The following is a 12,820-nucleotide window of genomic DNA, read 5'->3' on the forward strand; positions in this document are numbered from 1 at the left end:
GAGTATCAAAACACGTTTTCGTAGAACGATTTGTCGCGACAAGTCGCTCCGTTATTCTGACATACTTTCCCGGCAAATCGGGACGCCGCTTCGCCAACCTGTCGCAGTGGGCGTCCCTCAATCAGTCCTGCTAGAAGAACTGACGCAAAAGCATCCCCTGCCCCGACCGTGTCGACGAGAGGATCTGGCTTGGTTACTGCAATTTCGATGCCATCACCATCCGCTGTGGCCAAATAAGCGCCTTTAGAGCCAGATGTTATGCAGAAATTGGCGACTTTATGAACATTACGGAATTTTTCGACCGCTTGGCGAACATTCTCGCGTGAATCGCAAGATATGCCAGTGAGTTTCTGGAGTTCGTCGTGGTTTAATTTCAACCATTCTGCCCCATCGACCAGCGTGCTCACCCAGTCTTCCTGAAACCAGGGTGGCCGGATATTCAGATCGACAAAACGAGGCAATTGGCTTTCCGCGATTACTCGGCGAATGGTTGCTGCCGTTTGCTCACTCCGGTAAGCCAGACTGCCGTAATACAAATACGAGAACGACTGGTAATCGTCGATCGAGGGGGGCTGAATGAAATCCCAGGCACGATCTTTTAAGATATCGAAGTTCGGTTCATTATTCTGAATCGTAACCTCGACGGCGCCGGTTGGCTTCTCAGCAAACGTTTGGATCTGATCTTGCCGCATGCCCCATGTGGACATCGCCGCGAGGACTTTTTCGCCTTCGGCATCGTCACCTATTGCGGAGACCATCAACGGCTCGAATCCCATTCCTTGCAGATTCCAAGCCACGTTAAACGGCGCGCCGCCAAGAACCTGCTTTCCATCAGGAAAACAATCGAAGAGGACTTCACCGAGAATCAACGGAGAACGTTTGGATTTGTCGTGCGACACGAAACTTCGCTATGCTGATAGATTGAATTATTGAGTAATTGAGAAACATTGTTTTAGCACTCTAGCGTGTAAACTACAAATCAGCAAAGGTCTTTTCCCGTGAACAAGGTTCTGGCCACCGACCTAGACGGCACATTTATTCCGTTAGAAAACCATCCCGAAAACGAACGAGACTTGTCTCTCTTGGGCGACCACCTAGCGGCCCAAAACGTGACGCTGACTTTTGTCACCGGGCGTCATCTTTCTTCCGTTCAAGACGCGATTCAACGGCATTCTCTCCCACAGCCAGATTGGGTAATCTGCGACGTCGGCACTTCGATTTATCATCGGGATGGCGAGGAATTTCATATCGCCAATCCCTATGTACAACATCTGCAATCCATTGTCGGAGAATATTCCACCAAGGTTGTGCGGCAAAAGTTTTCTGCTTGGGATGCGCTCCGTTTGCAAGAGCAAGAGAAGCAAGGGACCTTCAAGCTGAGCTTCTACTGCGATGCCACGCAAGTGAAATCGCTAGTTCAAATGCTGCGGCAAGCCTTGGCTGAACATGCGATGCCTTACAACGTGATTGGCAGTGTCGATCCGTTTAACGGGGATGGGCTTATCGATTTGCTGCCGGCGGATGTCTCGAAAGCGCATGCCCTGCAGTGGTGGACCAAGCACACCGGGCTGGCAAATGAGGAAACCGTTTTCGCGGGTGACTCCGGCAACGACCTGGCCGCCCTGACCGCCGGCTACCGGACCATTGTCGTGGGGAACGCCGATCGGGCGCTCGCCGAGACCGTACGAACTCATTTCGAAAACTGCCAACAACTAGACCGGCTCTACTTGGCCGAGAAAACAGCGACCAGCGGCGTCTTGGCCGGCTGCCAACACTTTGGCTTGGTTTAGCAAGCGAGCTCGCATCCGCTAGCAAAACCTTCAATTGACGTTGCGTTGCCAGCACTGGGAATCTATAAGTTGCTGCGCGAAAATTCGCGACTTCGATCTCTCCCTTCCCCTTGATTGCCTGGTGAACTCGCCGAGCCTGACAACACGTTCGTACGCTTACATGCACCGAAGCCAATTCCTATTGGTGGCAGGCATGCTATGTCTGGTCAGCAGCACCATTGGCTGCAAGACAATTGTCGCCTCCAACAATCGGACCTGGGCTCCGGACCAGGCCAAACTCCCAATCAGCGAGATCAACGGCGACAAGATCACGATCCACAACGTTCGCAATTGTCGTTATGCCACGGCGGATGATTACGTCGTACAGTATTACGACAAAGAAATTCGTTTAAGCGACGTCCAAACGGTCGACTTCATCGTGGTTCCGTTTAAAGACACTCCTAGTATCGCCCACACGATGCTTAGCTTTGGGATGAAGGATGGTGATTATCTCGTTTCGTCAGTCGAGATTCGCAAAGAAACACACGAAGAATACTCGGCCTGGAAAGGCTTTTTCAACCAGTACGAGCTGATGTATGTGATTGGGGACGAGCGCGACATCATCAATCTTAGCTCGAACTATTACAAAAGCGACGTCTATCTCTATCACACGATTGCCCAGCCAGAACAAGCGCAGGAATTGCTGTTAGACATCGTGAAACGCGCCAATCAATTAGCTGCTCGGCCTGAGTTTTACAACACGCTTACCAACAACTGCACCACGAATATCGTTTCGCACGTCAACAAGATCTCGCCGCGAAGCATCCCCTACGACATGCGCATCCTTCTACCGGGCTACAGCGACGAATACGCTTACTCGCTCGGCCTGCTAGACAACCGCATTCCCTTTGAACAGCTACATCGCGAGTCAAAAATTAACGAACTCGCCGAGCGTTATCGGGACGATGCCGACTTCTCGCAGCTGATTCGTCGATAGCGAAATCGGTAGCAAAAACAGCTTCTCAGCCCCATTTCTGGGCCAAAAAACGCTAGCACTGCCTCTTCATTTTTTCCTACGGTTTTTCGCACCTCTTCACAAATCCTGATCAATCGACATTGCTCTATCCGAAATTCGAATAAAAGATACACCCGACTCAACTGCATACGATGCCCCTTACACGATGGAACGTTAGGGAGAACGATATGAGTGGTGTTACTTTTTCGGTAGCTGCTTTGTGGATGGTACTGGGGGCTTCCCCTTCGGCACCGGTGGTCGAGGATCAGGTTGACCTGATCGAGGTGAACCACTACTACGATTCGCAAGGACGTTTGATCTTCGACCAGATCATCTTTTACGAATGGTCGCAATGCGATGCCCGGTTCCACGTAACGGCCTGGCGTCTATTGAAGAACTCCTGGCAAGTGCCCCGTAAACGATGGAGCGACGGCACCTACACCACCACGTGGCGCGATGGCGACATCATGCGAAGTGTGGTGGGCCGGAACATGCGAGAGACCTGGACGCAGTACGATCCGGAGCTTGTCGAGCGGGATTTCCTCCCGCGCGAATACCGGCGCGGCTTGTCTCCGAAGATCGACGCCCTGGCCAAGTCCGAAAACTAACGCGATAAAAACCTTTTGCTTTTCAGCAGAAAACCTCGTTCGCTCGCTTCACGCGAGTCAACGTTTGGGCCGCTCGAAGACCTGACATCTTCGCTTGACCGAATCGCCCCTAAGTCAACGCTTTGTGTGCCCCTGGTTGCTTCTGGGGAAGCGGACCGTTGTAATGAATGCCAATGCGATCTGCCGCATCGGCTTTCCTACGTAGTCCTCTTACTAGACAAGCAGCACACGCATGGCCTCGCGAAAAATAGTCGTTACCGGTGTAACCAAGGGCCTCGGCCGCGCGATGGTCGATGGGTTTATTGCCGCTGGCCACCACGTTGTTGGTTGTGGCCGCTCAGCCGATAAGATCGACACCCTCTCAGAAAAGTACGGCACTCCGCATCGCTTTGATGTGATTGATGTGACCAACGATAAAGATGTGGAACGCTGGGGAAGCGAAGTCCTTCAATCGTTCGGTGTCCCCGACCTGCTGATTAACAACGCGGCCATCATCAACGAGAGCAACCCGGTGTGGCTGGTCCCTACCAGCGAGTTCTCGCACATCGTTGATATTAATATCAAAGGGGTTTTCCATGTGCTAAAGGCGTTCGTGCCTGCCATGGTTGAACGAAAATCTGGCGTGATCGTCAACTTTAGTTCCGGCTGGGGACGTAGCACCTCTCCTGAAGTCGGCCCTTACTGTGCCACCAAATACGCGATCGAAGGTTTGACGAAGTCACTTTCGCAGGAACTTCCTGCTGGTATGGCAGCGATCCCCCTAGGGCCCGGCATGATTCATACCGAGATGCTGGAAAAGTGCTTCGCCGAGGGAGCTGCCAGCGCCCCAACTGCGGAACAATGGGCCCAGTATGCGGTTCCCTTTATCTTGTCGCTCGGGGAAGAAGAAACCGGCCAATCCATCAGCATCCTGAAGTAAAGCCACCATGCCCCAGGGAATCGATCACCCGGCTGCTTGGCCTGCGGCAGAGCTCCTGAAACGTTGCGAAATCAAACGTCTCCGCCGAGGAGGCCCAGGCGGGCAGCATCGCAACAAAGTCGAGACAGCCGTGGTCATTCACGACACGCCGACCGGCAAGCGTGCCGAGGCGAACGAAAAACGCTCGCAAGAGGCCAACCGTCAGGCCGCATTGTTTCGCCTGCGTGTGGTGCTGGCAGTGGAAGCACCAGCAACGATCGAACTGTCCAGCCTGCCGAGCGAACTGTGGCGATCGCGGCTGCGTAGTGGAAAGCTCTCGATTAATCCAACCCACGACGATTTTCCCTCGTTACTGGCGGAAGCGATCGCGGCGTTACATGCGACGGGGTGGGAAGTGGCCGCTGCTGCTGAGCAATTGCAATGCTCGACCAGTCAAATGATTAAATTTCTGAAAAACGAGCCTGCCGCGTTCTCGATGTTGAACCAACATCGCACGAAAGCAGGCCTAAAGCCCCTGAAGTGAGGGGCTGTTCACTTGACACACTTCGTAACCCGACCAACCATGGTGTGTTGAGAAAAACTTTGCTTTGGAGCACCAATACAATGCACGGCATGATTCGACGGACCGTATTTTGCGCAGTCCTGGGCCTGTTGGCGCTCGTCTCGCCAAGTCTCTACGCACAAGACGTCAACGCAATTGTCGGCGAACCGTTTGGCGTCGCCCGCATGGTCATTCCGTTCTCGCGAGCCGATTTCGGCGATGCAATTGATAGTCGTGGTTTCTCGATTTCTGACCCGGAAAAGCGGATTTTCTATCCTGTCTTTAAACCGCGTCGAGTTCTGCCACTGCTTCAATCCCTTATCGGGGCCGACTCCGTTACGCCGCCTCAAGAGCTCGAAGTTTATTTCTTGTTCCGGGGACATACGCCGCTGCAAGTAACCGTCAACACGCCCACAAGTCACACCTTTCGCGTGATACCGAAGCAGCGCCGCAATGGGCCGCTGAATAATCTCACTCGGCAATGGTGGCGGAATTACAACGATATCGCCCGCGAACAGATGGATGCCAGCGATCACCCGCCGGTACTCGAAACATATCTGACCATGATGCTCTCGGACCGCCTCAGCATGGGGCTTCCTCCGTTGAGCGAGAAACTGATGGCTGACCGTTCGGCCTTAGATCCGAACCAATCGCTGATGCTGCTTTTAGGCACCGAAAAAGTTCATGAAGCAATGCTCAAATCGGTGATGAACAACGAACTGCCTCGGCAGCAACCGTTAGGTCCGGTCGTGTCCCCCATTCCCTGGGCTCCCCTCGCCGTACCGCAGCCGGCCGCCGATGTGGTTATCGAACCGATGGCCCACTACGTACCGCGTGCTTGTTTCTATGTTCGCTTTGGTTCGTTGAATAATTACCTGTGGCTCAACAAGCTGATGGAACGCAACGGAGGCGACCTTTCACGGATGCTAAGCAGCCGCCGCGTTGCCTTTCATATCAATGAAGTCGTCCAGCGGCAACTCGCCCTGAAACAATCGGCACTGTCGGAAATTTTCGGCGCTCAGGTTGTGCAAGACGTCGCCCTGATCGGTCGCGATACCTACATGCGCGAAGGGGCTGCGATGGGCATGTTGTTTCATGCCAAACAAAGCGTTCTGCTGGCGAACGATATCCAGAAAAATCGCCAAGAGGCTTTGCGCGAGTTCAAGGACCAAGGAGCAAAGCTCGAAACGATCCAGATTCAAGGGAAAGATGTTTCCTTTCTCTCGACCCCAGACAACACGCTACGTTCGTTCTATGTCACTCGGGGAGACTTCCACCTGGTGACCACATCGCGCTGGATTGCGGAGCAGTTTCTGCTGCTAGAAGATGACGACGATAGCCTGGCCAACTCGCGTGAATTTCAGTACGCCCGTCAATTGATGCCGGTTGACCGAGACGATACGGTTTTCATCTACCTATCTTCCGACTTCTTCCGGGGGTTGTACTCGCCACAGTATCGCGTCGAACTTCGTCGGCGGCTGCGCAGCTTGATCGAGATGGAACTGCAGCAAATGGCAACGGCCGCTGCCAGCAACGAAGGCTATAAAGACCTTTCGGTAGACGGGCTCATGGCGGCAGGGTTTCTGCCTGCCAACTTTGGTGCCCGGGCAGATGGGAGTCAAACGGTCATCGTTGGCGACAGCTTAGGAGATTCGCTCCGTGGACGAAGGGGGAATTTTGTTCCCATTCCCGACATCGATATTCGGGGGATGTCACCGGAAGAAACGGCTGACTTCAACCGTTTGCGTCAGTTCCACATGACCGAGTGGCGGCAAATGAATCCGATCATGGTAGGGATCAATCGTTTCAAGTTGAACGACGAAGGACTGGAAAGGTTGACCATCGACGCCCGCGTTTCCCCGTTTGAGCGTTCGAACTTCGGGCAGGTTCTCTCGTTTCTGGGACCACCGCTTCCGGCTCATATTGCTACTGGCCCCCAAGATGTGGTTGCGTTTCAAGCAGTTCTCAATGGGCAGTATAGCGGCGGCTTGACTCACTATGCGGTTGCCGTGCAAGACCTGCCGTTCCCCTTAACGGAATTCACCAACAAGGGGTTTATGAATACATTACGATTGATCAAGGCAACGCCCGGCTACTTGACCGCGTGGCCTAAACCTGGGCTGATCGACCGCATGCCGATTATTGGCCCTACGTCGGCACCCGATATCAATGGTTACAACCAACTACCGTTTGGGCTGTGGCGGCGCGAGTGGAATGGGTTCTCGACGCTTTCCTTCTATCCCGAGATTCTGGCCGACGTAACGCCGAACTTGGCAATTGTGGAAGACACCCATCCCGCCCAAGTCCGCATTCATGTGGGGGATATCTCCAACGCTCAGATCACACCGCTGGCGAACGGCTTGGCCCAAGCGATGGCCAAGAAGGGAAGCCTGGCCAATGCGGCTTTCTTTAACGAGATTCACAATCAGCTAGGGGTCCCGGCGCCGCAAGCGAAAGGTTTTGCCGATCAATTGTTGCATCTCGAATTCATCGATCCGCTGGGAGGGCAATACAAACTGCAAGAAGAACCTGGCCAAGGAGCACACTGGATTTCAACCGCTTGGAGCGAAGTGGGCAAAGACTACCAAGCCAACGTCATGACTTGGTTCCGTGGCTTGGAAGCTCGCTTAAATGTGGATGAACACCTCATCGAACTACATGCTCAGATCGACATGCAGAACGAGAAGCCTGCTCCTGGCTTGAAAATGCCGAGCTTCAATTTGTTCGACTTAGGAGGCGCTTTTGGCGGAACCAAGAAGGAAGACGCCCCTAAGAATCAGCCCCAAACGCCCCCGGTGGAAGAACTTCCGAAACCGAAGCCAGAGGGCGTTCAATTTTAAAACCGCCAGTTCCCTTTCTCGGCCCACTTCCTTCGACGAAGCCGGAAGCTTATCCGGCTTCGTACGATTGAGGATCCAGTTCCTCGATCTTATCCCACATTTCGCGGAGTTCGACACGGAATCCGCCGGAGAGGATCGGAAAGCGGCACCATGTTTTTGGGTCGAGGTTTTCGTCATCTAAATGAAAGCCGGGAGCATAGCGTTCGCGTTTCCACTGGTTACGGCTCCAAAGCTGAAAGAAACGCTCGATGTAGGCGCCCAACTCTCTTAACGAATAGTCAGGGTAACGTTGTCGCAGGTGCATTAACACCTCGACGGCAATCTGCTTGTCGCGAATTGCCAGCCGCTCGATTCTGTCGAGCAGTGGATACGGCATTAAATCGGCTTCGTCCGTTTGCCCCTGGTCGGCGGGGCGCAGCTCGGCGGTCGGCAACTGTGCGTTGATCACTTTAAGCACCGGCAAGCAGCCAATGCCATCCGGTCCCACTTTTTCCATCCAAACCAGCCACTCGCGAAGAAACGCCTTGTCGATCCCAGAAATCGGACACAGCCCGCCGCTCGTATCGCCATCCATGGTCGCATAACCGACAGCCGCTTCGCTACGGTTGCTCGTTGAAAGAAGCAAAGCCCCTTTCAAGTTAGCAACCAGCCATACACTTGGCGAACGCGTGCGGGCTTGGATGTTTTGCAGGGCGATATCATCACGTTCCCAAGTTAACGGGCGGCCAACGATTTGCTGTCCTAGCTTGGTGTACCCTTCGACCAACTCGTCGACATCCACCCGATGGAAATCAGCCCCGACTGCTTCGGCAACTTGCTTGGCGGCATTGAGCGTCACGTCACCGCTGTTGCGGGTTGCCTGGTACACACACGTCAACAGCTTCGCATTCACATCGCTGGGATTCACCAGGCCAGTTAGGCCGTCGATATAAGCCAGCCGTTTGGCAAGTTGTTCGCTACCGATATCTTGCATGGCGAACTGGACCATGTAAGCACACAGCGTGGTTACCGCTGCGGAATCAGCCCCGCCAGACATCGACACCACAAACCCGCGCGAGCGACTTTTCCTTAAATAGTCGAACAGCCCGAGCGCGACCGCGCGGGTGAATTCTTCCTCTTTGAGGTCTTCCGATTGCTCCCAACTTGCCGGAGTCAGCGTCGGCACATCCGGCTCGCAGTGTGGCAACGCGAATCCGGCATCCACCACCTGATCTTTGGCCGCATCGAAGTTCAACACAAACGCGTCACTCTTGGCGCGATTCATTCGATTGACATCGATATCGACCACCGCCGTAGTCACCACGCAATTCTGAAAGCTAAACCGCGGAGCTTCGGCCAACAAATGCCCGGCCGAGGCAACCATGGCCCCGCCGTCATAAATCGCTCGGCCTGCTTCGTTGCCCAGCAAGTTCGCATAAACGTATGCTGCGTGGAATGCCCGAGAGCCTTCCAAGACAAACCGCCGTCGCACCGCTTGCTTATGAAACGCGAAATGGCTGGCACTCGGATTGAGAATCAAATCGACGCCCAGTTCTGCCAGTTGGCTGCCAGGACGGCTCGCCACCCAGGCATCTTCGCAGATCTCCAAGCCCAACATCGTGCCGCCGAAGTCGAAAACGAGATCGCCTAAGGGAACCTTCAGGCCTCCTTCTTCATAGTAAGCTCGTTTGCCGGCAGGCCACGGCTTGAACCAGCGGGGTTCGTAATGGATGCCATCTCCGGCTAGGTTCCGTTTGGGGACCAGCCCCAACAGTTTTCCATTCGCGACAATCGCAGCTACGTTAAAGACGAGCCCGCGATAAGAAATCGGCAGCCCAAAGCAAGCCACCAAGCCGGTCGTCGCCGGGACCAGTTCAAGCAATTTCTGCCAGGCCATTCGCCGCATGCCCGCCGACAAAAACGCATCTTCACAGCCGTAACCGGTAATGCACAACTCGGGTAAGCAAATGACCGAGGCACCAGCGGCACGGGCTTTTTCGAGGGCTTCCAGAATATTGCGGGTATTCTCTTCCCAATCCATCGGCGTTTGATTGAGAACCGCCGCAGCAACTTTAACGTTCAGCACGATGTTGATTCCCTGATGCAGTGTGATCCAACCACCAAGCTACCTCATCCGCCCAAGCGGGTCTATTGGATATCAGTCAGGACACGTGACACCGAATATAGGCTCACCCTGATGACGAAAGCGGCGATTTCCCCGTAGTGGCAATTTTCTACCTAGGGTCCATCCGCCTCGGAAAGATCGCTTCTTCGTTCAAAGCGACGGACCGCAAGCATGGATCAATCCTGAGTTTTCTTTTCTCTTTTTGAATCGGCATGTCGACTCCTTTCCTTTTCGCCGTTACTCTGGGCGTTACCTTATTTTCGCTTGGATCGCTCAGCGAAACTTTTAGGGCCGTTTTATCGGGGCCAACATTTTCCGAATGTCGGACTTCAATAAACCTCTCCTACCGGCGAAAACCACTTCAGGCATTTTGCTTGCAAACCGCTTAACGACAGAGACAATGGTGGCATGATTCAACGCTTTTCTCTCACCAAGATCTTCGTTCTCATCGCTCTCGTGGCGGTCAGTTGCCTTATTATCCGCCAAGCACTCCTTGGTGCTGTCTGGGCGAAAGCAATAGCCTTTCTCTTTGTGGCGATGATAATCTGGTGCTTAATTCACTACGCCTTGGGCTTGGCTTGCTACGTGGTAATGAGGTTTCGGGAATTCCTTGTTCCTGCCAAAGCCCAGTCACCATTTGCCACCGATACGCCAGCCCAACAGATTATTCCTCCTAAGAATATTGAACTCGACTAACCATCGACTTCACTTGCCAGCCAGAAATGATGCTTGTCATGCCGTCTTCCCCAAACCGTTCGCTTTTGTTTCACCTGATTTTATCTGGGTGCTGTTGCGTTTTGTGGTTGGTGCTGAGCAGTTCCGTGGCTCAAGCAGAAACGGGTGAAAAGTACTTCTTACCTTTGCCCCCTGACAAGCCAGACCATGGGTTATTTTTGTCGCTCGATGCACGCTGGATCGATGGCAGTGGTTATCGTCCGATCCATGTCAGCCTGATTACCGCCAACGGAAAACCAGCTCCGGCAGACCGACGAGTTGAAGTGATCTTGCAGCCGAACGCTTTATATTCATCTCCGCTGCCACGCGTCTCGCAGGAAATCAAGCTTTCCCAAGGTAAAATCGGCGAGGCCTCAACCATTCTGGTTCCGCAGCACATGCTGTGGTATGCCCTTTCCATCGAAGTTTGGGAAGACGGGCGGAAGTTGCCGGAACTCAGCAATAAAAGTCTATCGATGGCCAATATAAACTCTAGAACGGCCGTGACGGAGGCTTATCCTGCGATGATTGTTTTTCATCGCAATGCTCCCCTACGCGATGCACAAGCAAGCTGGGCCTTAGATCAGGCAAACCGGCTTGATTCGGGCGAAGAAGTGGAACCTTTTCCTGATTTGCGTATTTTGTTCAACGAACAAACCGTGCCGACCGCCGCGCCTTTGAAATCGCTATTCGCCGGCTCTCCTTATCAAGCTGTGGCAGCTCTGCGCCAGCTACCACGGACCGACGTGCTACCACTTTCCATGGTACCGGATAATTGGCTGGCCCTTTCTTCGGCAGACTTACTGGTTTTTGAATGGCAAGACCTGGAAACCTTGCAAGAGACTTCCCCGGAAAAGTTTGCCGTGATTCGCGACTGGACCAATGCCGGAGGCAACCTTTTGGTATGGAACAGCGGCAAGCAAGGGCCAAGCCAGATCGATCCATGGTTCGACCAGACGAAGGAAGCGATTCCACACCAGTGGGACAAATTTTTGCTAGATGCGGCCCCGATTCGAGACATCGGGCTTTTACGCGTCTTACGTTTTCCTCACAACAACTTCAGCGGAAACAACCAGGGACAGTACTCAGCTCTGGCGATCCAAAACGGCAAACTTATCGAAACAGCTCCCAATGCAGGAATTGCAACAGGTGCCGAGAAACCACTGAACCTGGCCACACGTGAAATGGGATTCGGCAAATTAACGTTGGTCCAAGAAAACCCCTTTCCCGGCAACGCAGGCACATGGGAGCGAATCTTTGGAGCGATCGGCGGAAGTCGTCTCGCTTGGTTCGATCGTCATGGCATGTCACGCATGCGTGAGAATCTTGGCTTCTGGGATTTCCTTGTGCCTGGTGTGGGTATCGCACCGGTAACGACCTTCGAGGTCTTAATTACGCTGTTTGTGATTGTGATCGGGCCGGTGAACTATTTCGTACTGCGGGCCATAAGCCGTTTGAACCTGTTAATCATCACCGTCCCGGTAGGGGCAATCTTGATTACCTCGTTGCTGATGATTTATGCCTTGGTTTCCGATGGCTTTAGCACACAAACACGAATCCGCACGCTCACGACCCTTGACCAACAAACGGGACAAGGTGCTACTTGGAGCCGCCAGGCCTATTACTCTGGAATGGCCAGTTCGTCTGGTCTTACCTTTCCGACCGATACGGCCGTGTTCGAGTACGAACAATCCCCTTTGAACGAAAGCGTTGGCCAAAAACGGCTGTCCTGGGGAAAAAACCAGGTTCTCAGCGGAGCCTACTTTCGTTCGCGGGTAACTCAGCAGTTTCTGGTCATCCGCCCTTTCCAATCCAAACGACAGTTGGAAATCGATACCACCGGCAACGGCATCTCGGTCACCAATAAGCTAGGCACGAAAATCTTGGCTTTACTTTTGGTAGACGAAAATGGAACGCCTCATTTCACGAGCAACTTGAACGCCGATGCCCAGGCCAAGCTTCAGCCGGATGTTTCTACTGCCGTCGTAAACATTCGCGAACGGATGGGTATTGCCAGCATGAGAGTACCAGATGGATTTGACCGTCAGATGTACATCAACCAAACCCGTCATAGAACTCCTCGTTCGGTCTATCTCAACATTCCAGAACGCAATCAAGTAGAGCCCAACTTCACTCGGGCTTTGATGGAGCGTCAATATCAGGCCCAAATCATGAACTCGTTCGAGGCTCTCGGGCCGCGCAGTTACTTTGCCGTCGTGCAGCATTTCCCTGAAACACCGCTAGGCATCGACGGTATTTCTCCCGGCGAAAAAAGCCTGGAAGTCATTCAAGCAACATGGTAATCCCCGG

At 53.5% G+C, this 12,820-nt stretch carries 10 protein-coding genes; 8 read left to right on the forward strand and 2 right to left on the reverse strand.

Going from position 1 to position 12,820, the window contains the following annotated elements; translation table 11 throughout:
- Positions 1 to 5 precede the first annotated feature (5 nt).
- Positions 6 to 899: a PfkB family carbohydrate kinase gene (locus DTL42_RS03935; protein WP_114367370.1), complete on the reverse strand. Its 894-nt coding sequence runs from the start codon at positions 897 to 899 to the stop codon at positions 6 to 8.
- Between the two features lie 99 nt (positions 900 to 998).
- Here DTL42_RS03935 and DTL42_RS03940 point away from each other — a divergent pair, with 99 nt between their 5' ends.
- From DTL42_RS03940 to DTL42_RS03965, 6 genes are all read left to right on the forward strand, one after another.
- Positions 999 to 1,790, forward strand: coding sequence for an HAD-IIB family hydrolase (locus DTL42_RS03940; RefSeq protein WP_114367371.1), 792 nt, complete (start codon positions 999 to 1,001; stop codon positions 1,788 to 1,790).
- Positions 1,791 to 1,950: 160 nt separating this feature from the next.
- A complete protein-coding gene (locus tag DTL42_RS03945) occupies positions 1,951 to 2,766 on the forward strand; it encodes a DUF4105 domain-containing protein (protein WP_234824064.1) in 816 nt (271 codons plus the stop codon).
- A gap of 206 nt (positions 2,767 to 2,972) precedes the next feature.
- Complete coding sequence (locus tag DTL42_RS03950; protein ID WP_114367373.1) at positions 2,973 to 3,392, forward strand: hypothetical protein; 420 nt, start codon at positions 2,973 to 2,975, stop codon at positions 3,390 to 3,392.
- Between the two features lie 232 nt (positions 3,393 to 3,624).
- Complete coding sequence (locus DTL42_RS03955; protein ID WP_114367374.1) at positions 3,625 to 4,311, forward strand: SDR family oxidoreductase; 687 nt, start codon at positions 3,625 to 3,627, stop codon at positions 4,309 to 4,311.
- A 7-nt stretch (positions 4,312 to 4,318) separates the two neighbouring features.
- Positions 4,319 to 4,834 (forward strand): peptide chain release factor family protein, encoded by a 516-nt coding sequence (locus DTL42_RS03960; RefSeq protein ID WP_114367375.1) that lies wholly within the window; start codon positions 4,319 to 4,321, stop codon positions 4,832 to 4,834.
- Positions 4,835 to 4,923: 89 nt separating this feature from the next.
- On the forward strand, positions 4,924 to 7,692 hold the full coding sequence (locus DTL42_RS03965; RefSeq protein ID WP_147274155.1) for a hypothetical protein: 2,769 nt from the start codon (positions 4,924 to 4,926) through the stop codon (positions 7,690 to 7,692).
- Between the two features lie 49 nt (positions 7,693 to 7,741).
- Here the strand turns inward: DTL42_RS03965 and nadE are convergent, their stop codons facing one another.
- Positions 7,742 to 9,757, reverse strand: coding sequence for an NAD(+) synthase (nadE, locus tag DTL42_RS03970; RefSeq protein ID WP_114367377.1), 2,016 nt, complete (start codon positions 9,755 to 9,757; stop codon positions 7,742 to 7,744).
- A 447-nt stretch (positions 9,758 to 10,204) separates the two neighbouring features.
- On the opposite strand from nadE, the gene DTL42_RS03975 reads away from it, so the two are divergent.
- Both DTL42_RS03975 and DTL42_RS03980 read left to right on the forward strand, forming a co-directional pair.
- On the forward strand, positions 10,205 to 10,492 hold the full coding sequence (locus tag DTL42_RS03975) for a hypothetical protein (RefSeq protein WP_114367378.1): 288 nt from the start codon (positions 10,205 to 10,207) through the stop codon (positions 10,490 to 10,492).
- A gap of 38 nt (positions 10,493 to 10,530) precedes the next feature.
- The gene (locus tag DTL42_RS03980; RefSeq protein WP_114367379.1) at positions 10,531 to 12,813 is read left to right on the forward strand and encodes a hypothetical protein; all 2,283 of its coding nucleotides are present in this window, start codon (positions 10,531 to 10,533) and stop codon (positions 12,811 to 12,813) included.
- Positions 12,814 to 12,820 lie beyond the last annotated feature (7 nt).

The organism is Bremerella cremea (assembly GCF_003335505.1).
GTDB classification, from domain to species: domain Bacteria; phylum Planctomycetota; class Planctomycetia; order Pirellulales; family Pirellulaceae; genus Bremerella; species Bremerella cremea_A.

What these genes read in the sequence shown, in the direction of transcription:
- DTL42_RS03975 (WP_114367378.1), top strand. Translation starts at nt 10,205, where the DNA reads ATGATTCAACGCTTTTCTCTCACCAAGATCTTCGTTCTCATCGCTCTC.
- DTL42_RS03980 (WP_114367379.1), top strand. Translation starts at nt 10,531, where the DNA reads ATGCCGTCTTCCCCAAACCGTTCGCTTTTGTTTCACCTGATTTTATCT.
- DTL42_RS03950 (WP_114367373.1), top strand. Translation starts at nt 2,973, where the DNA reads ATGAGTGGTGTTACTTTTTCGGTAGCTGCTTTGTGGATGGTACTGGGG.
- DTL42_RS03960 (WP_114367375.1), top strand. Translation starts at nt 4,319, where the DNA reads ATGCCCCAGGGAATCGATCACCCGGCTGCTTGGCCTGCGGCAGAGCTC.
- DTL42_RS03955 (WP_114367374.1), top strand. Translation starts at nt 3,625, where the DNA reads ATGGCCTCGCGAAAAATAGTCGTTACCGGTGTAACCAAGGGCCTCGGC.
- DTL42_RS03945 (WP_234824064.1), top strand. Translation starts at nt 1,951, where the DNA reads ATGCACCGAAGCCAATTCCTATTGGTGGCAGGCATGCTATGTCTGGTC.
- DTL42_RS03965 (WP_147274155.1), top strand. Translation starts at nt 4,924, where the DNA reads ATGATTCGACGGACCGTATTTTGCGCAGTCCTGGGCCTGTTGGCGCTC.